This is a genomic window from Vagococcus lutrae (genome assembly GCF_003987555.1).
GTDB lineage: Bacteria > Bacillota > Bacilli > Lactobacillales > Vagococcaceae > Vagococcus_A > Vagococcus_A lutrae.
The window spans coordinates 83357-104023 of sequence record NZ_NGJW01000003.1 but is presented as its reverse complement, the minus strand read 5'-3'; the positions used below and the strand labels follow the sequence as shown (position 1 = coordinate 104023).

General features: G+C 38.5%; 17 protein-coding genes. 3 read left to right on the top strand and 14 right to left on the bottom strand.

Features of this window, described 5'->3' with window-relative positions:
- Nucleotides 1-82: 82 nt before the first annotated feature.
- The 3 genes from parC to alr form a co-directional block, all read right to left on the bottom strand.
- The gene (gene parC / locus CBF33_RS03285) at nucleotides 83-2563 is read right to left on the bottom strand and encodes a DNA topoisomerase IV subunit A (RefSeq protein ID WP_126761573.1); all 2481 of its coding nucleotides are present in this window, start codon (nucleotides 2561-2563) and stop codon (nucleotides 83-85) included.
- Nucleotides 2563-4602, bottom strand: coding sequence for a DNA topoisomerase IV subunit B (parE, locus tag CBF33_RS03280; RefSeq protein WP_126761571.1), 2040 nt, complete (start codon nucleotides 4600-4602; stop codon nucleotides 2563-2565). The genes parC and parE overlap by 1 nt, the downstream gene beginning before the upstream one ends.
- A gap of 197 nt (nucleotides 4603-4799) precedes the next feature.
- Nucleotides 4800-5912 (bottom strand): alanine racemase, encoded by a 1113-nt coding sequence (gene alr, locus CBF33_RS03275; protein WP_126761569.1) that lies wholly within the window; start codon nucleotides 5910-5912, stop codon nucleotides 4800-4802.
- A gap of 159 nt (nucleotides 5913-6071) precedes the next feature.
- Here alr and plsY point away from each other — a divergent pair, with 159 nt between their 5' ends.
- The gene (gene plsY / locus CBF33_RS03270; RefSeq protein WP_023605773.1) at nucleotides 6072-6698 is read left to right on the top strand and encodes a glycerol-3-phosphate 1-O-acyltransferase PlsY; all 627 of its coding nucleotides are present in this window, start codon (nucleotides 6072-6074) and stop codon (nucleotides 6696-6698) included.
- An 80-nt stretch (nucleotides 6699-6778) separates the two neighbouring features.
- On the top strand, nucleotides 6779-7897 hold the full coding sequence (ald, locus tag CBF33_RS03265; protein WP_126761567.1) for an alanine dehydrogenase: 1119 nt from the start codon (nucleotides 6779-6781) through the stop codon (nucleotides 7895-7897).
- Nucleotides 7898-7932: 35 nt separating this feature from the next.
- On the opposite strand, the gene CBF33_RS03260 is transcribed toward ald, so the two are convergent.
- The 5 genes from CBF33_RS03260 to xerC are packed head-to-tail and all read right to left on the bottom strand — an operon-like array spanning nucleotide 7933 to nucleotide 12523.
- Nucleotides 7933-8808 carry an aldose 1-epimerase family protein gene (locus tag CBF33_RS03260; protein WP_126761565.1) on the bottom strand — a complete coding sequence of 292 codons (876 nt, stop codon included), beginning with the start codon at nucleotides 8806-8808 and terminating at the stop codon, nucleotides 7933-7935.
- Between the two features lie 16 nt (nucleotides 8809-8824).
- Nucleotides 8825-9619, bottom strand: a complete 795-nt coding sequence (codY, locus tag CBF33_RS03255; RefSeq protein WP_126761563.1) for a GTP-sensing pleiotropic transcriptional regulator CodY — start codon at nucleotides 9617-9619, stop codon at nucleotides 8825-8827.
- A gap of 23 nt (nucleotides 9620-9642) precedes the next feature.
- Nucleotides 9643-11034 carry an ATP-dependent protease ATPase subunit HslU gene (hslU, locus tag CBF33_RS03250; protein ID WP_023605769.1) on the bottom strand — a complete coding sequence of 464 codons (1392 nt, stop codon included), beginning with the start codon at nucleotides 11032-11034 and terminating at the stop codon, nucleotides 9643-9645.
- A 19-nt stretch (nucleotides 11035-11053) separates the two neighbouring features.
- Nucleotides 11054-11602, bottom strand: a complete 549-nt coding sequence (hslV, locus tag CBF33_RS03245; RefSeq protein WP_023605768.1) for an ATP-dependent protease subunit HslV — start codon at nucleotides 11600-11602, stop codon at nucleotides 11054-11056.
- Between the two features lie 30 nt (nucleotides 11603-11632).
- Nucleotides 11633-12523, bottom strand: a complete 891-nt coding sequence (gene xerC, locus CBF33_RS03240) for a tyrosine recombinase XerC (RefSeq protein ID WP_126761561.1) — start codon at nucleotides 12521-12523, stop codon at nucleotides 11633-11635.
- A gap of 170 nt (nucleotides 12524-12693) precedes the next feature.
- Here xerC and CBF33_RS03235 point away from each other — a divergent pair, with 170 nt between their 5' ends.
- The gene (locus tag CBF33_RS03235) at nucleotides 12694-13893 is read left to right on the top strand and encodes a GNAT family N-acetyltransferase (RefSeq protein ID WP_126761558.1); all 1200 of its coding nucleotides are present in this window, start codon (nucleotides 12694-12696) and stop codon (nucleotides 13891-13893) included.
- A 39-nt stretch (nucleotides 13894-13932) separates the two neighbouring features.
- Here the strand turns inward: CBF33_RS03235 and trmFO are convergent, their stop codons facing one another.
- From trmFO to lepB, 6 genes are all read right to left on the bottom strand, one after another.
- Nucleotides 13933-15243: an FADH(2)-oxidizing methylenetetrahydrofolate--tRNA-(uracil(54)-C(5))-methyltransferase TrmFO gene (gene trmFO / locus CBF33_RS03230; protein ID WP_126761556.1), complete on the bottom strand. Its 1311-nt coding sequence runs from the start codon at nucleotides 15241-15243 to the stop codon at nucleotides 13933-13935.
- A 19-nt stretch (nucleotides 15244-15262) separates the two neighbouring features.
- Nucleotides 15263-17341, bottom strand: a complete 2079-nt coding sequence (gene topA, locus CBF33_RS03225; RefSeq protein ID WP_126761553.1) for a type I DNA topoisomerase — start codon at nucleotides 17339-17341, stop codon at nucleotides 15263-15265.
- A gap of 120 nt (nucleotides 17342-17461) precedes the next feature.
- On the bottom strand, nucleotides 17462-18343 hold the full coding sequence (gene dprA / locus CBF33_RS03220) for a DNA-processing protein DprA (RefSeq protein ID WP_126761551.1): 882 nt from the start codon (nucleotides 18341-18343) through the stop codon (nucleotides 17462-17464).
- A gap of 58 nt (nucleotides 18344-18401) precedes the next feature.
- Nucleotides 18402-19169: a ribonuclease HII gene (locus tag CBF33_RS03215; RefSeq protein WP_126761549.1), complete on the bottom strand. Its 768-nt coding sequence runs from the start codon at nucleotides 19167-19169 to the stop codon at nucleotides 18402-18404.
- Nucleotides 19162-20019 carry a ribosome biogenesis GTPase YlqF gene (gene ylqF, locus CBF33_RS03210; RefSeq protein ID WP_023605761.1) on the bottom strand — a complete coding sequence of 286 codons (858 nt, stop codon included), beginning with the start codon at nucleotides 20017-20019 and terminating at the stop codon, nucleotides 19162-19164. Before ylqF ends, CBF33_RS03215 begins: the two co-directional genes overlap by 8 nt.
- Nucleotides 20020-20125: 106 nt before the next feature.
- Nucleotides 20126-20665 (bottom strand): signal peptidase I, encoded by a 540-nt coding sequence (lepB, locus tag CBF33_RS03205; protein WP_023605760.1) that lies wholly within the window; start codon nucleotides 20663-20665, stop codon nucleotides 20126-20128.
- Between the last annotated feature and the right edge of the window lie 2 nt (nucleotides 20666-20667).

Genomic DNA, 20667 nt, shown 5'->3' with positions numbered 1-20667 from the left:
TTCATCTTGTTCACTCCTTTTCATCATTTTATCATAAAAACACCTTAACCGCTCCTATTATTGAGCGATTAAGGTGTTAATTTTAGCCATTATTTATTGCTGAAGAATGACTATCTAATAAATCAGACAAGCGTTGTTGCGCATGGACACGTACTACTGCTCCTTCTTTAGATTCATCTAAAGCAAATGACCCATTTGATGTACGGTCACTTATCGGATAGTCTAACGACTTAACTGTATGCTGAGTTCCTTTTTGTGTAAGTAAAATCATCTCGTCATCACTTTCAGATTCTTTTAAATAAACTAAGCGATGAGGATTTTTCTTAAGCTCACGAATAACCATGATTCCACGTTTAGCACGACTCAACGGGCTAATCTCCTGTGCTAGCATCCGTTTCACCGCTCCACGTTGTGTCACTAAGGTAATCGGCGTATCCCCTTCTGAATACACTAATAGCCCATTGATAATGTAATCATCCTCTTTTAGATTCATCGAAATAACACCTGCGGCGCGTGGCCCAACCGTATTGACTTCCTCTAACGCATATCTTAAACCAAATCCACGATGACTCACTAGGAAAACATCTAATCCTATCGGCTCTTGCACTTGATAGACGTTGACAATTTCATCGGCTTCTTTTAAATTCATACACATTGTCGGGCGTGTCTTATACGTCCGCCATGGTGCAAACTCTTTGATTTTCGTCTGTTTTATCATACCATTACGGCTAATAAAGACAAAGGTCTCCTCTGCCATCTTCTCTTCATAAGGGAAGACAGCAATGATTTCCTCATCCGAGGTAATGCCTGTTAGAGATTGAGAGATATGTTCCCCTACATCTTTCCACCTTAATTCAGGCAACTCATGAACAGGTCGATAGAGCATATTCCCTTTTGACGTGACAAAAAGTAATTGTTCTAACGTATGATGTTGCGCTGCATAAACCACATAGTCAGACTCTTTCATTCCAATTTCTTCTGCAGCTGATGCACTGTAAGAACGCGTGCTACTACGTTTCCAATAGCCTTCGCGCGTCACACTAACTACAACATCTTCTTGCGCAACTAAAACTTCTGTTTCCACGACAATCTCTTCAATTTCTTTTTCGATTTTTGTTAAACGTGGCGTCGCATATTGTTTTTTTATTTCACGCAATTCTTTTTTTATCACGCGATTCAAAGCATGACTATCGGATAGAACATTGGTTAAAATCTCGATTTCTTCCGCTAATTCTTTCGCTTCTTTTTGTAACGCTGTAATATCAGTATTAGTTAAGCGATATAATTGTAAAGAAACGATTGCTTCTGCTTGTTGTTCTGTAAATTGATACGCGGCCATTAAGTTTAGCTTCGCATCTTTCTTATCTTTACTTTGACGAATCGTGGCAATCACTTGGTCGAGAATCGAGAGAGTTTTCATTAATCCTTCAACAATATGTTGTCTTCTCTGAGCGCGTTTTAATTCAAACTGAGAGCGTCTTGTGACAACATCTTGACGATGATTAACATACGCTAATAAAATATCGCGTAATGATACTTGCTTCGGACGTTGATTGTCAATGGCGACCATATTAAAGTTATAATTAACTTGTAAATCTGTATTCTTATATAAGTAGTTAAGAATACCTTCTGCATTTGCATCCTTACGCAATTCGATGACGACTCTTAAACCCGTACGGTCAGATTCATCTCTGACTTCCGAAATCCCTTCGACCTTTTTATTTAAGCGCATTTCGTCCATTTTTTTAACTAATACCGCTTTATTGACTTCATACGGCAACTCCGTAATGACAATCTGTTGACGACCACCTTTAATATCTTCAATGGCTGCTTTCGAGCGAAGTACAACACGGCCTTTACCTTTTTCATAAGCATTTTTCAGTTCTTTTTGCCCTTGTAAAATGCCCCCTGTTGGAAAATCAGGTCCTTTGATAAACTCGTTTAATTTTTCAAGTGACGCATTAGGATGGTCCACTAAATATACTGTCCCGTCAATCACTTCTCCTAAATTATGCGGTGGTATTTCGGTTGCATAACCAGCTGAAATACCAGTCGAACCGTTGACTAATAAGTTAGGATAGCGCGCTGGTAAAACAGTCGGTTCTTTTTCAGTATCATCAAAGTTCCATACTAAGTCGACTGTTTCTTTTTCAATATCAGATAACAACTCGTTGCTTAACTGAGAAAGCCGTGCTTCTGTATAACGCATTGCAGCAGGTGGATCACCATCCATACTCCCATTATTACCGTGCATCTCAACTAAGATATTTCGCAATTTCCAATCTTGGCTCATCCTAACCATTGCTTCATAAATACTGCTATCTCCATGTGGATGATAATTCCCCATAATATTTCCGACGGCTTTGGCAGATTTTCGAAATGCTTTATCGTGAGTATTACCGTCTTGATGCATCGCATATAATATCCGACGTTGTACCGGTTTTAATCCATCGCGAATATCGGGTAATGCTCGCTCTTGAATAATATATTTGGAATAACGACCAAAACGGTCTCCCATAACATCTTTAAGTGCCAATTCCTGTATAGATTGATTACGTCCCATTATTCTTCTCCACCTTCATCCATTGTTTCCTCAAACAAGCTAATTGCGGTTGCAGTTTCAAGGGAATTTTTTTCTTGGGCTTCTTCTAAAATACTTCCACTTTCTTCTAGGGTAAAGGCGACGTTGTTTTCTATCCAACGACGACGTTTATCCACTTTATCGCCCATTAACGTGGACACGATTTTTTCGTTACTACCAGATTCACCATCTTCTTCATCCAGTGTCACACGGATTAACGTCCGCGATTCAGGATTCATCGTTGTTTCCCAAAGTTGTGTCGCGTCCATTTCACCTAGACCTTTGTAGCGTTGTAACGTATATCCTTTACCGACATCTTGTGTCACTGTTTCTAGCTCTTCATCTGTCCAGGCATACGCAATCTTCTCGTTCTTCCCTCGTCCTTTAGACACTTTATAAAGAGGAGGTAACGCAATATAGACACGTCCCGCTTCAACTAACGGTGTCATAAAACGATAAAAGAATGTTAATAACAATGTTTGAATATGCGCACCATCTGTATCCGCATCGGTCATAATAATAATCTTGTCATAGTTACAATCTTCTAAAGTAAAATCAGCGCCATAACCTGCACCAATTGTATGAATCATCGTATTAATCTCTTCGTTTTTCAAAATATCTTCTAGTTTAGCTTTTTCAGTGTTAATGACTTTACCACGTAATGGTAACACTGCTTGGAAACGACGGTCCCTTCCTTGCTTAGCTGAGCCTCCAGCAGAATCCCCCTCCACTAAATAAAGTTCGTTTTTCTTAGGATTTCGTGATTGTGCAGGTGTCAGTTTTCCTGAAAGCAACGCATCCGTTTTCTTTCGTTTTTTCCCATTACGACTATCTTCACGCGCTTTTCGTGCCGCGTCTCGCGCTTCACGTGCTTTGATAGCTTTTCTAATAAGCATATCACTAATGTCACTATGTTCTTGTAAATAAAAACCAAATTGCTCACTAACGAGCGATTCTACAGCCGTTCTTGCGGGGACAGTTACTAATTTTACCTTCGTTTGACTTTCAAATTGCAAAATATTTTCTGGAATTCTAACAGAAATAATCGCCGTCAGTCCTTCACGAAAATCATTTCCATCTAAGTTTTTATCTTTTTCTTTTAAAAGTCCCGTTCGTTTAGCATATTCATTAAAACTTTTTGTCATCGCGGTTTTCATACCCATTTCGTGCGTCCCGCCATCTTTTGTCCGAACACTATTTACAAAAGATAAAATATTTTCAGAGTAGCCGTCATTATATTGAAAAGCAAATTCAATCTCAATGTCATCACGTTCACCACTAAAGTAAACCACTGGCGTCAAGTCATCTTTTTCTTCATTCAAATACTCGATAAACTCTTTAATACCTTCTTCATAGTGAAAAACATCTTCCACCACTTCTTCAGAACGCTCATCTCGTAGGGTAATTTTTAAACCTTTTAATAAGAAAGCTGACTCTCGCAAGCGTTCCGCTAAGACATGATAAGAAAAATTAGTCGTAGTAAAAATACTTGCGTCTGGTAAAAATCGAATGGTCGTCCCATTTTTTTCTTTCGTCTTCCCCATTTTTTTAAGTGTTCCATCTGGTTTTCCACCATTTTTAAAACGTTGCTCATATACAACGCCATCTCTGACGATGGTCACGTCTAGCCATTCAGAAAGCGCGTTAACCACACTGGCTCCTACACCGTGCAGTCCACCTGACGTTTTATAGCCACCTTGTCCAAACTTCCCACCTGCGTGAAGAATGGTAAAGATAACTTGTACTGTTGGAACGCCTGATTGATGCATCCCAATCGGCATCCCTCTTCCATAGTCTTTGACACCGATACTACCATCTTTATAAATCGTGACATCAATTTGATTACCGTAGCCAGCCAACGCTTCATCTACTGAGTTATCAACTATTTCATACACTAAATGATGAAGTCCACGCGTGTCATTTGATCCAATATACATTCCTGGACGTTTTCTTACCGCATCTAATCCCTCTAAGACTTGAATAGAGGCGTCATTATATTCATTTTGTACTTTTTTTGGCATGGTTGAGACTCCTTATATTGCAATATTCGCATAACTTATCGAAACATATGTTCCGTTTCTATTCTTTTATATCATACGCTAAAAATTATTTTTTGCAAAATCCATTGTGAATAATAGCATATTTTAATTCAATTTGACTAGTGAAAATACGATAAAAGGAAAAAACAGTTCAGTGCTGAACTGTTTTTTACGACGGCTTATTGATAGACTCTTGGTATACGTTCACTTAATAAACACAAAACTTCATAATTAATCGTTCCTAAATACTCGGCAATCGCAGTGGGAGAAATTCTTTCTGAAACTTCACTGTTGATTAAAGAAACCGCTGTACCTTCTGGCAAGTAATATGGAAGTTTAACCATGCATTGGTCCATACAAACGCGACCAATTATTTCACATGGCTGATTATCTATCATCACGATATAACCTTGCATTGCTCTTACCCATCCGTCAGCATAACCAATCGGTAACGTTCCAATCCAATCCCCTGGGTTCGCTGAATATGTCGCGCCATAACTTATCGACGTCTTTTCTTGAACTTGCTTAACATGTACTAATTCCGTTTCTAATTTTAAAGCGGGAAGTAATGGATGCGGCAAAGACAAGCTAGTGCCTGACGGATTTAAGCCATACATCCCAATTCCATAACGAATAATCGTTGTTGGTAAATCATCATGCCATATAGCAGTGGCACTGTTAGCACAGTGGACGTGCTGAGGAAGTTCTTCAAAACACTCGAGTAGTTGTTTAAATCTTGTGACTTGATGATTAAAGTAATCCTCATTCTCACTATCAGCCGTGGCAAAGTGAGTGAAAACACCTTCTAAACTTAAGTAAGGAGAAGCCTTAACCACTTCTAACAATGTTTTTAATTCCTCACGCTCTCTGACTCCTATCCGTCCCATTCCAGTATCTAATTTAAGGTGAAAACGTAAGGTCACTTGAGATGTTTCAAGCACGGGTAAACTTGTTTCCAACCATTTAAGACTTGGCACTGTTAAAATGATATTATAATTAACGGCTAAAGTAATATCTCTGACATCCGTCACACCTAATACTAAAATAGGCGCCTCAATACCACTTTTTCTTAATGCTATAGCCTCATCTAAAATAGCCACACATAAGCCTGTCGCCCCTGCTTCTAAAGCGGCTTTTGAGACAGCTTCAGCTCCATGACCATAGCCATTTGCTTTTACCACAGCATATATTTCCTGATTGTCTTTTAGTTGCTCTCGCTCCTGCTGTATATTTTGTTTAATTGCGTCCAAATTAACGATAATTCGTGTGGGACGATGTGTGCCTATCGCCATACTAACCATTCCTTCCCGAACTGAGTAACCCTTTCATCACATAGTTAGTTTAACATACCGTTGAAAAAAAGTTAATCCGTCTTGAGATGGATTAGATTGTCGCTAGATGTTATTCATGATAAAATAAAACACACTAATATACAGAAAGGACTTATTCCAATGACTCTCGTCGTTTTATTATTTGCTTACTTATTAGGCTCCATTCCTTCAGGTGTTTGGATTGGCAAAGCTTTTTATCAGAAGGATATTCGCCAGTTTGGAAGTGGTAACTCTGGTACAACGAATACATTTCGTGTGTTAGGTAAAAAAGCCGGTCTCATGGTCTTATTCATGGATATTTTAAAAGGGACTCTAGCAACATATTTACCTCTTTTCTTTCACTTAAGTATTAATCCATTATGGGCTGGTCTAGCCGCTATCTTAGGCCATACCTTTCCGATTTTTGCTCATTTTAAAGGAGGAAAAGCCGTTGCAACCAGCGCTGGCATGTTATTAGCCTACTCACCTATTTTCTTTTTATATTCAGCTTCTATTTTTGTGATTACGCTTTTAATCACCAGCACTGTTAGTTTGACAAGCATGATTGCTGCCGTACTCATTACTTTGTCAACTATTTTTATTCCAAATATTGCTCCTGCTATTTTAGCGCATAAAGACCCTCTACTTATTAGCTTAGCAATAGTCATTACACTTTTTATTATTTTAAGACACCGTGAAAACATCAAACGGATTATAAATGGGACGGAAAGTCGCGTTCCTTTTGGTTTACGTAGCAGCAAAAAATAAAAAAATCAAGGTATTATTTTTAACTCATCTTTTTTCATGTTACAATTAAATGGTAGTTAAATAGAAAAGGTGGTTAAAATATGATTATCGGAATACCGAAAGAAATTCTCGATAATGAAAATCGAGTAGCTCTGACACCTGTTGGCGTTGAAGCATTTCTTAAACAAGGACATGAAGTACGTGTAGAAAAAAATGCTGGTGAAGGTTCTGGTTTTACAGATGACGCATATGAAGCAGCTGGTGCGATTTTATCAGATGACCCTGCTTTCGTGTGGCAAGCTGACATGGTCATGAAAGTAAAGGAACCAAAGCCAAGTGAATATCACTATTTCCGTGAAAATCTTATTCTCTTTACTTATTTACATTTAGCTCCAGCCACAGAATTAACACAAGCGTTAATCGATGCCAAAGTAACAGCGATTGCTTACGAAACCATTCAATTAGAGGATCGCTCACTTCCTTTACTCATACCGATGAGTGAAATCGCTGGTCGTATGAGTGTGCAAATTGGTGCTCAGCTTTTAGAAAAGTCAAAAGGGGGCAAAGGGATTCTTTTAGCCGGTATTCCTGGTGTTAAGAAAGGTAACGTCGTCATTATAGGTGGCGGAAATGTTGGGACGAATGCTGCTAAAATCGCTATTGGTTTAGGCGCAAATGTTACGATTTTAGATGTTAACCAAAAACGTTTAGCCGAACTTGATGCGTTGTTTGGGAATGAAATACAGACACTAATTTCAAATGCGCATAATATTGCTGAAACAGTAAAAACAGCAGATGTTGTCATCGGTACCGTTTTAATTCCCGGTGCTAAAGCCCCTACTCTTGTAACAGAAGAAATGGTCGCAAGTATGGGAGAAGGTTCTGTCATCGTAGACGTCGCTGTCGACCAAGGTGGTATTTTTGAAACGATTGACCACGTGACCTCTCATAGCAATCCAACTTACGTTCGTCATGGTGTCATCCACTATGCCGTACCTAATATGCCTGGTAATGTCGCACGTACTTCTACGATTGCTTTAACAAACGCAACACTTCCATATGCGATGCAAATGGCGACCCATGATTTAAATGATGTCTTGCGTCAGACTCCTTCTTTACAAAAAGGCGTTAATATTTATCAAGGTGTTCTTACTAATGAACAAATCGCCGCAGCTCAAAATAGAAAATTTCAACAACTTGCCAAACTGATTGGTGAGTAATAAAAAGAGCGATACCTTTTAGGTACCGCTCTTTTTTAATCTAAACGAATCGTATAGGAATTAACTTGTGAAGCTTGAGGTGACAAGCGTTGAATTCCTTTCTTCTCTTCTAAATTTCCATTGCTCGTAACCGTATCCGCGATACCTTGCCAAGGTTCTATACAAACAAAAGGGGCATCTTTTGGATAAGGACTCCAAATACCAACAAAATCCATATTATCAAACATAACAGTCACAGCACGGTCCGTTTTATCTGAGCGGATGCTAAAGCTATTTTCGCCAGTCGTTTGATAAATGAGAGCATCTTGTTTAAATAATTCACGCTGAATCGCGATTCGTGTATTAGTTTGACCTAGCGTTACGGCGTCTTCATCAACATATGCACCTTGCAAAGGTAATAATAGACGTGACTTCATCGGATAGAAATCTAAATAATAATCAGCAAAGCTTCCTTGTCCATCTATCGGCACATTAAAAGCAGGGTGTCCACCAACAGAGTAAAACATTTCCGTTTCACCTTCATTTGACACATGGTATGAGCATATTAGCTGATTTTGTTCTAAACGGTATTCAATCTCGAGTTTAAATCGAAAAGGATAGACGGCTAACGTTTCTTCATCCGCGCTTAATGAAAAACGGATAAACTCATCTCCAACCTCAGTCACTTTAAATTCTTTATCACGCGCAAAACCATGTTGACTCATGTGGTACGTCTGTCCTTGATAATGATAACTATCATCTTTTAAACGACCGACAATTGGGAATAATACGGGGGCATGACGTCCCCAATACGTGGCATCACCCGACCATAAATACTCGATATCTAAATCACGACGTTTTAGACTGGTTAATTCTGCTCCTTCTGTCTTAAATGTCGCTATCACCCATTGATTTTGAATGCTGTAACTCACTGGTTAAACACACTCCTTATACGCTTTGTTTGGCTAATTCTTCTTGTAAACGCGGATTAATAATTTTTAAATATGTTCCCTTCATACCTAACGAACGTGATTCGATAACACCTGCTGATTCTAATTTTCTCAACGCATTGACAATTACAGAGCGCGTAATGCCTATTTCATCTGCAACACTCGAAGCCGTAATACGTCCCTCATCATGATTGCCTAACTTTTCAATAATCGCTTTAACTGCAACCAATTCACTATAAGACAAGCTGTTAATCGCCATTTGCACGGCTGTCGTTTCACGTATATCATTTTCAATCGAACGTGAACGTTCATAAAGTATTTGCATACCAACAACAGTGGCACTATACTCCGCTAAAATCAAATCATCCGCTCCAAAGCGCTCTGAAATTCTCCCTAGAATAATCGTGCCTAATCGTTCGCCCGCACCAAATATCGGAATAATTGACGTAGCCGATTCAGGATATTCATCACTAAATTCTTTAGGAAAGACTGTTTTATCATCGCTCATTGGAATATTGACTTCTGTTTTTGGTAATCTTGATACTTCTTGAGTATAGTCGAGTGGAAACTGACGTGAATCTACCATATTTTTAACGCGTTGATTATTCACGTCATGTTCGACATGATATCCTAGCACGCTACCATTTTTATCAATAATATAGGTATTGGCATCAAGCGTATCACCTAAAATAGCTGCCATTTGATTGTACGGCAGTTCTAACTCTTCTTTAAAACTATTTTTTTGTTGTAATAACTCATTAATTTTACGAGTTTTTTCAAGTAAATTTTCCATAGATGACTCCTTATCTTGGCATATTATAAAATATAACGTGATAAATCTTCGTCTTTCACTATGTCTCCTAATTTTTCATTTACATAATTTTCAGTAATCATAATGTCACCCATATCCATATCGCCCGCTTCAAATAATAAATCTTCCAATAGACGTTCTAAGATAGTATGAAGACGGCGTGCACCGATGTTATCTGTTTCACTGTTTACTTTATAAGCAATATCCGCTAAGCGTTCAATGGACTCTTTGGTAAAGGTTACCGAGATATTTTCTGTTTCAAGTAAAGCACGATATTGTTTTATTAAGGCATTTTCCGGTTCTGTTAAGATGCGAACGAAATCTTCTGCCGTTAAATCATCAAGCTCAACACGAATTGGGAAACGACCTTGCAACTCCGGTATCAAATCACTTGGTTTACTTAAATGGAAAGCCCCTGAAGCAATAAATAAGATATGGTCGGTTGCTATCGTGCCGTATTTTGTATTAACTTGCGATCCTTCTACGATTGGTAGGATATCTCGTTGAACGCCTTCACGTGACACTTCACCAGATTGTTGTGATTTTGACGTAATTTTGTCAATCTCATCGATAAAGATAATACCGCTATTAGCTGCTAATTTAATTGCTTCACTATGAATATCCGCTTTATTGACAAGTTTTTCAGATTCTTGTTGAATTAAAATATCACGCGCCTCTTTGACTGTCACCGTGCGTTTGATTTTTTTCTTAGGTGTTAGGGCATTGAGTGTATCACCTAAATCAATTCCCATTTGTTCTAAACCGTTATTCATACTAGGCATTTTCATTGAAGGCTCTTCAATTTCAATCGTCACTTCACGATTTTCCAATAACCCTTTATCTAACTGATCTTTTACTGTTCGACGATTTGTTTTAATCGTTTCATTGACTTCTTCTTTTTCTTCTTCCGGCGCTTGTTGGAAACTATTCATCATTTGCATCATCATTTCCATTTGATTGCGCGCTTGTTTTTGCTCTTTCTTAATACCTGGCACTAAAATTTTAACTAATTGGTCGTTAGCTGCTTTACGTGCTCGATGGTATACCCGATCGTGCTGCTCTTTTTCCACGATACGGATACTGGCTTCTACTAAATCACGCACCATTGATTCAACATCACGGCCGACATAACCTACTTCTGTAAATTTGGTTGCTTCGACTTTTACAAAAGGAGCGTTCACAATACGCGCCAGACGACGGGCAATTTCTGTTTTACCAACACCCGTTGGTCCAATCATTAACATATTTTTAGGTGTGACTTCTCGTTGCATCTCTTCATCTAAAAGCATGCGACGGTATCGATTACGTAAAGCCACAGCTACGGCTTTTTTTGCTTTATTTTGACCGATAATATATTGGTCTAGTTCTGCTACTATTTCTTTTGGTGTTTTACTCATGGTTTACACATCCTACCTTTTATAATTCTTCTACGATAATATTATGATTTGTATAGACACAAATGTCTCCAGCCACATGAAGCGCTTCTCGAGCAATATCGCCCGCAGTTAAATTCTCGTGACCATGACGTTTCATGGCGCGTGCTGCAGCTAAAGCATAGTTGCCACCTGATCCAATCGCTAAAATGCCGTCATCTGGAGCGATAACTTCGCCTGTCCCAGAAACAACCAACATCTCTTTATCATTCATCACGATTAACATCGCTTCCAATTTTTGCATCATTTTATCTTGACGCCATTCCATTGCTAATTCAACAGCGGCACGGGTTAAATTCCCTTTAAATTCATTCAATTTTGCTTCAAATTTATTTTCTAAATTAAATGCATCGGCTACACTTCCTGCAAACCCAACCACGACTTGGTCGTGATAGATTTTTCGTACTTTCTTGGCAGTCCCTTTCATGACAACAGATTCTCCCATTGTTACTTGACCGTCACCAGCCATTGCAAATTTTCCGTCTTTTTCTACAGCACAAATGGTCGTAGAATGAAATGTCGTATATCCCATAATCGTTACCTCTTTCATTTATAATCAGTTTTAAGCACGCGGGTGAAAATGACGATACGTGCTCTGTAAATTTTCTGTCGTCACATGTGCGTAAATTTGTGTTGACGACAGACTTTCGTGTCCTAAAAGTTCTTGGACAGTTCGCATATCTGCTCCATTATTTAGCAAATGCGTTGCAAAAGTATGGCGCAACATATGTGGATGTATGTCGGATGTTAACGTCGTTTTTTTTACCAGTTCTTTATAAATATACCTTACACCGTTGGTTGTTAATGGTTGGCCTTTCGCATTCACGAATAAGTAAGAATGTTCTGCCTTCTTCATTAACTTCGGACGTGCATGATTGATATAGTGTTGAACTGCTTCACTGGCATAGTGTCCAAAAGGAACGTAACGCTCTTTATTTCCTTTTCCATGCACAAGTAAAATATCCGTCGTCGTATCTATATCGGATAGACGAATACCGGTCGCTTCGGATACACGGATGCCCGTTGCATACATTAATTCTAATAGCGCACAGTTACGATAATCTAATGGACGGTCGCCAGCATAGGCAACATCAAACAACTGTGTCATTTCTTTTTCATAATAGAAGCGTGGCAATTTTTGATTTTTTTGCCTAATTTGTACGTATGTAACAGGATTTTCCTCAACTTTATTTTGAGAAAGTAAAAATTGATAGAAACTTCTTAAACTTGAAAGCTTGCGACTAATAGACGAACGACTGTAACCTTTATCATATAAATAAGACAGATAGATACGTAAGTCTTGATAATCAACGTTTAAGTAATTGGGCTCACCTGATTCGCTTAAAAAAGAAGCATAGTCATTTAGATCTCCTTGATAAGCTAAAATGGTCTTTTCTGAAAATTGACGTGTATGTTGTAAGTCCGCTAAAAAACTTATGACATCTTCTTCCACATTTTCCCACCTCTACTTTCTACAAAATTAATGTATCACATCGTGATTTTGAATACAAACGAATAGTCAGAATTTAACTAATAATTGCAAAATTAGACACAATTTCTTCAAAAATTTCCAGAGTAATTGAGATATGTTATAATAAGTTTTACCAAAAAGGAGGAAATACGATGATTCGACGACTCTCTTCAGAGGCTGATATTCAAGCCATGTATGAATTATCGTCATATGCTTTCAAAGGGTTTACACCGGAATCATTTGACGACCAAACATATCGATTATTTCGAGAAAAAGCACTGCAAGCGCATAATTATGGTTTTTTTATGCATCAAAATTTAGTGAGCAAAATAATGAGTTTTCCTTTTACAGTCAGAGTTTACGATAAAGAGTATCGTATGGGAGGCATTGGAAATGTCGCAAGCTATCCAGAAGCTCGCGGGCAAGGTGCAATTCGCCAGCTTTTTACCAGCTTGTTCGATGACTATCGTGAAAATAACACTGTTTTGTCATATTTAGCGCCTTTTTCGCATCATTTTTACCGAAAATTTGGTTATGCTACAGCCATGGATGAAGAAACGTGTACCATTCAAGGGAGTGACTTACCAACATTTCCAATGGATGATCGCCATAGCATTTCACGATTTTCTACGAAAGAGGATGACATATTAGAAGATTTAAAACGTATTTATAAAAAAACACTAGCGACTGAACATGGCAGTCTTCAACGAGACGACTGGTGGTGGCAATATCAATTTAACAAGTATCCCAATCGACATGTCGCGCTGCTAAGCGTTGATGGACAAGCAGCGACATCTTACTTAATATACGAGATGAATGCAAGTCAGTTAACATTTAACGTGATTGAGATGGCTAGTTCGTCCATCGATGAACTAAAATCATTGTGCTCATTTATCAAATCACATATTTCAAGCTATCATACGTTTATTTTTAAGCACGGTTTAACAAATGACTGGACTTTTTTATTACAAGAGCCGGGAAGTGTCAAACGTCAGTTAGAAACAAGTATGATGATTCGCATCGTTTTATTTCAATCTTTTATCGAATCGTTCCCACTTGCTTTAGTTGGCCCGAACCAAACACTAACCATTCATGTTGAAGATGCATTTTGTGAGTGGAATCACGGTAATTGGGAAATCACGCGTGAAAACAACCAACACGTTTGTCGCAAAATCGATTCATCGCAAGCCACTGATTTATCAGGTTCTATTGAAACTTGGACACAATTACTGTTCAACTATAAATCAGCTCAACAATTGCATGTCTCAGGCAAATTAACCGGTGACATTCAGCACCTAGACTTTTTAAATATGACCAATCAACCACAACCCTATATTTATGACTATTTCTAAAAAAAAAGAGAGCCTTTAGACAAGGCTCTCTTTTTTGTACTAATCCAATTCTTGCTTAATCGTCTCAATGTGGGCTAACGCTCGTTGCGCTATCTGCTCATTTCTTTCTTTTTTATCACGAATTCGCTCAGGTAGGTCTGCAATAATGCCAAAATTGACATTCATCGGCTGAAAATGTTTAGCGTCTGTATGCGTGATGTAGTACGCTAAAGCCCCCATTGCTGTTTCACGAGGAAAAATTAACGGTGCTTTTTCCTGCGCCAAACGTGCCGCATTAAGGCCTGCTAAAAGACCACTCGCAGCACTTTCGACATATCCTTCAACGCCTGTCATTTGCCCTGCAAAGAACAAACGCTCATCCCCCTGTGCTTGATAAGTCGGCAGTAATAATTCTGGCGAGTTCATAAAAGTATTACGATGCATCACACCATAACGCACGATTTCTGCATTTTCTAAACCAGGTATCATCTGAATAATCCGTTTTTGTTCGCCCCATTTTAAATGCGTTTGAAAGCCAACAATATTGTATAACGAGCCAGCAGCATTATCTTGACGCAATTGCACGACTGCGTAGGGACGTTTACCTGTTTTAGGATCTTCAAGCCCTACTGGTTTCATTGGTCCAAATAACATGGTTTTTTCACCACGATTAGCCATTACTTCTATTGGCATACAGCCCTCAAAATATGTTTCTTTTTCAAAACTATTTAAAGGCGCAACTTCTGCTTCTACCAGTGCCTCACGAAACGCATAAAATTCTTCTTTGCTCATCGGACAATTCAAATACGCCGCTTCCCCTTTATCGTAGCGGGATTTCAAATAAACCTTGTCCATATCAATCGATGATTTTTCAATGATCGGCGCAGCAGCGTCATAAAAGTATAAGCCTTCTGAATCGGTCATTTCCACAATCGATTTTGCTAAAGACTCAGATGTTAATGGGCCTGTCGCAATCACAGTAATACCATCAGTAGGAATTTCTGTTATCTCTTCATTAACCACTGTAATGTTAGGATGATTTTTTAACTGCTTAGTCACTTCAGCTGAAAACAAATGACGGTCGACAGCCAAGGCGCCGCCTGCTGGAACCTCATGTTTGGCAGCTGCCGACATAATCAGTGAATTAAATTGACGCATTTCTTCTTTTAATACGCCAACTGCATTCCCAAGTCCTTTAGCACGAAAAGAATTTGAGCATACTAGTTCAGCAAACTGCTCTGTATGATGTGCTGGCGAGCTCTTTTTCGGTCGCATCTCATACAGCGTTACTTTAACTCCCGCATTTGCTGCTTGCCAAGCCGCTTCACTTCCTGCTAAACCAGCTCCAATTATTGTCACATGTTTTTCCATCATTCCACCTCGGTTACTATTATTTTTGAATATCCTCTTTATAATCACATTCACTACATTGTACGCGTTTGCCACCTTTTACTTTCTTTTCAACTAAGTAATGCTGACATTTTGGACAAGGACGCGCAATTGGTTTATCCCATGACGTAAACTCGCACTCTGGGTAACGACTACATCCATAGAAAATACGATTCTTCTTCGTCTTACGTTCAATTACTTCCCCTTCGTGACATGTCGGACATTTCATGCCGATTTCTTTCACAATTGGCTTTGTATTACGACACTCAGGGAAATTACTACACGCATAAAATTTTCCATAACGGCCTAATTTAATGACCATCGGATGTCCGCAAAGTTCACAATCAAATCCAGCGGGCTCATCTTTAATCTGTATTTTTTCCATTTCCACTTCAGCTTTGGCCAATTCTTTTTCAAACGGCTGGTAGAAACGGTCAATCACTGTCACCCAGTCGACTTGAGCTTCAGCAATTTTATCTAAATCTGCTTCCATTTCAGCAGTAAAGGTCATGTCCACAATCTGAGGGAAAAACTCCACAATCAGCGCATTGACAATTTCACCGAGCTCTGTTGGTTCAAAACGTTTTTGTACGAGCTTAACATAATAACGGCGTTGAATTGTTTCAAGTGTCGGTGCATAAGTTGACGGACGACCGACTCCGTTTTCTTCCAGTGTTCGAATCAGTGTTGCTTCACTATAACGAGCTGGAGGTTGCGTAAAGTGCTGTTTAGGTTCTAAATCAACTGCTTTAACACTCTCACCTTTTTCCAAATCTGGCAGGATATTTTCTTTTTCCTCTTTGCCGTCATCTTTACCTTCAACATACACTTTCATAAAACCTTGAAACTTCACTTTTGAACCGTTAGCAACAAATACGACTCCGTTTTGTTCTAAAGTCACTCGCATCGTATCTAAAATCGCCGGCTTCATCCGACTCGCCACCGTTCGTGCCCAAATCAAGCTATATAGTCGGAATTGGTCTTTATCTAAGTACGACTTTATTGAATCTGGTGTTCGCATAATGCTAGAAGGTCGAATCGCTTCATGGGCATCTTGTGCACCACTTTCTTTTTTCGTTGTGGTCGCCATGCCAACTGAGTATTCCGCCCCATAGGTTTCAAGAATAAAGCGATGAGCTTCTTCTTTCGCAACATCTGACAAACGAGTCGAATCTGTACGCATGTAGGTAATAAGACCAACTGTTCCTTGTTTCCCAAGCGAAATTCCTTCGTATAATTGTTGCGCAACCATCATCGTTTTGCGTGTTCTAAAATTCAACTTACGAGCAGCTTCTTGTTGTAAGCTACTTGTGGTAAACGGTTTTGCTGGATTACGTTTACGTTCTTTTTTCGTGATAGACGTTACTTCATATTGATCATTGGTCAATCGTTGCGTAATCGCCTTAACATCTTCTTCATTATCAAGAGCTTGTTTTTTTCCATCCACGCCATAGAAACTCGCACGGAATTTTTTGCGAGATTTAATAAAATCACCTGATATACTCCAGTACTCTTGCGGTACGAATGCATTAATTTCCGCTTCCCGGTCTAAAATCATTTTTAAAGCGACTGATTGAACACGTCCAGCACTCAATCCTTTTTTGACTTTCTTCCATAATAACGGACTAATCGAGTAACCTACTAAGCGGTCTAAAATTCGACGAGCTTGTTGAGCGTCCACTAAATCTAAATTAATTTGACGTGGTTCTTTAAAGGCTTGCTTGACAGCGTCTTTCGTAATCTCATTAAAAACCACACGATTTTTATCTTCTAAATCTAAATCTAACAAATGTGCTAAGTGCCACGCGATTGCTTCCCCTTCTCTATCCGGGTCACTTGCTAGATAAACTTTTTCCGCTTTTTTTGCATGTTTCTTTAAATCTTTAATTATCGGCCCTTTGCCTCGAATCGAAATGTAATCAGGTTCATAATTATTTTCAATATCAATCCCCATTCGACTTTTCGGTAGATCTCTTAAATGACCGACACTTGCGACGACCTTATAATTTCGTCCAAGATACTTTTCAATTGTCTTTGCTTTAGCTGGTGATTCTACAATCACCAAATATTTGTATGCCATGACTTTGTTACCACCTTTTACATTTTAGCAGCACATTTATCTAAAATTTCTTTTTATTTAGGAATCGTAGATAATCTTATGCTATTCGATGATGGTTTGTCAATGATTGTCCATTTTTGTTTAAAAATAGTTTTGCATTTCTTCTATTATATGTTGCGGACGATAGACACATTTTGCTCCCTCTTGAATAATTTTCAAACAGCCCAATGAGTGTTCTTGCAAGCAACTACCAGGTACAGCAAAAACATCTCGCCCTTCATTTAAAGCACATTCTGCCGTTATAAACGTGCCACTACGTTCTTTTGCTTCAATAATACAAATACCATGACTGATACCAGCAATTATCCGATTGCGCGCAGGAAAATGATGTTTTAACGGTTTTGTCCCTTGACGATATTCACTTATCAGTAAATGCTCGTTGGCCACTTGCTCTTGCAACAATTGATTTTCTCTAGGGTAGTAACAATCTAAGCCACATCCAATCACACCAATGGTACTGCCGCCATTTTCTAAGCACGTCCGATGAGCGATACTATCAATGCCACGCGCCAATCCACTCACAATAACCATATCTTCTCTGATAAGTTCTGGAATCAAGTTTTCAACAACACGTTTACCATAAACTGTACAGTCCCTAGCCCCAATTATAGCAAGGTTTGTTTTTCTTAATAACGATAAATCTCCTTTATAGAACAAACCCAGTGGCGGGTTGTATATCTCTAAAAGACGTTTTGGATAATCCGAATGAAAAAGTGAGATAAAATAATCATCGGCAAACTTTTCTTGAAAAACATCCAAATGTTCTTTGAGTGAGTGAATACTTGCAATAAAATTCGCGCGGTAACGCGTTCCAACCTTCCCAATTTCTTGTAATTCTAGCGTACTGGCTGATAAAAAACTCGCTAAATCATAATGTGCATAAAGTCGAAGTAACCCTTTATTTCCAATACCTTTCAAGTGTTTTAAAATATAAGCCAAAAATTCATGTTCGATATATTCCATAAAAAAAACTCCTTCCTCTCTATAACGTATATACGCAAAAAGAAAGGAAGGATACTGTTTATATCATATTTTTAATTGGAGCAAATGTTCGGCGATGAATAGGCGTGATGCCATATTTTTCAATTCCTTCAAGATGGTGACGCGTTCCATATCCTACATTATGTTCAAAATCATATCCAGGATATGCTTGTCCATACTGACGCATCAAATCATCACGATATTCTTTTGCGACCACGCTTGCCGCAGCAATACTCAAACTTTTCTGATCGCCTTTAATAATTGCTTCCTGTCTGATAGGTAACTGCTCAATCGTCATCGCATCGATAAGTAAACAATCAGGTTGCTGTTTTAGATTCTCCACCGCTTGAGCCATTGCTACTTTACTCGCTTGGTAAATATTGATCCGGTCAATTTCATCTGCCTCAACGACACCGATTCCTATTGAAATAGCTTGTTCTTTAATCGCTGCTAAAAGAGTTTTTCTTTTTTGTTCACTCAATTGTTTAGAATCATTTAACCCTAATAAGTTAACGTCTGGTGGTAAAATAACCGCTGCTGCTACCACTGGTCCAGCTAAAGGTCCTCTACCCACCTCATCAATACCCGCCACATAATGAAAGCCTTCTGCTAAATACTGACGCTCATACGCCAACATCTCCTCATGCTTTAATAGTCGCTCTTCGTCTTTAGCTAAACGGTTAAAATAGCTTTTTAATGCTTGTTGGACGCCTTTACGTTCATCTTGTTGAAATATAGCTACTTCTTCTTCCGTTGGTATCTCGGCTAATCTTTTTTTGATTTGGGCAATCGTTAACGTTTTACTCATCTTCATGCTCCCAATTTTCAACTCGGTCGAGAGTTAAGCGGCCCAACTGGCCATTTCTGATTTCTTGCACAATCATCTCACTCGCTCGCTCGTAATCATCTCGGAACCCACGTTTTTGGGTAATAGTCATCAGCTGTGCGACAGCATCTTCTGCTAACTGATCATCAGTTAACTGATAACGCGCTTGTAATTGTTGTGGATAGTATTCATTAAAGAAACGAATCGCATATAACGCAATATCATCCAGATGCAATAGATTGTCTTTAATCGCTCCCGTTAAAGCTAACTTTTTACCAATCTCTTCATCTTCAAATTTTGGCCATAAAATACCTGGTGTATCAAGTAACTCTAGCTCATTACCTACTTTTAACCATTGTTGCCCTTTTGTAACTCCCGGCCTATTTCCCGTCTTGGCAATATTTTTGCGCACGAGACGATTCATTAACGTTGATTTTCCAACATTCGGAATACCGATAATCATGGCACGGATAGGTTGTGGTTTCATACCACGAGCAACTTGTCGCTCTCTTTTTTCTTTGAGTAACATTTGCGAAACTGACGTAATTTGTTTGATTCCTTTACCTTCTTTGGCATTAATAATAATACTCTCGTGTCCTTCTTCCTTAAAATAACGTTGCCACTTCATTGTTTCTTCGTGATCTGCTAAATCCCCTTTATTTAAAATAACTAAACGTGGCTTATGCTGCACAATTTCATCCATCATCGGATTTCGGCTTGATAATGGTAAACGCGCATCTACTAATTCAAAAACGATATCGATATATTTTAATTTTTCAGTCACTTCTCGACGAGCTTTCGCCATATGACCTGGAAACCATTGAATTGTCATACTGAAACTCCTTTATTCTTTTTCTTCATTGTAACATATAACTTTGTTTGATAACTCTTGAAAAGAAAAAATCCTGTTATTTAAAACAGGATTTTTCTTTAGCTATCTACATCCATTTTATATGTGAAAATGGGTAGTATACAAATCGTGCTTTGCCAATAATCGTCGATTCTTTTACTTCCCCAAACGAACGACTATCTTTACTCAAGCGTCGATTATCGCCAAGTACAAAATAAGCATCCTCACTTAACGTCTTCTGTTCTAATAATTCTTCACTATCAAAATTTGTCGTATACTGATTGCTATTTCGCTTAATTTTGGCTTGACCTAAAAAGGGCTCGTCTATTTTTTTATCATTAATATATAATTGATCATCGAGATAGGCTATATGCTCTCCTGGCAAACCAATAACACGCTTTATATAAATATTATGGTCAGGTGCTTCAAAAATAATCACATCAAAACGCTTGATTTCAGATATTTTTTCATAAACCAAAAAGTCATTTGGATGCAACGTTTGCTCCATGGAGTTGCCTTCCACTTTCATAGGAATTAAGATAAAACCACGAATGATAAAAACCGTTACCAATGCGACTACCACCAGTTTTAACCAATAAATAAGTTTCTCTTTAGTGATATTATGCATCT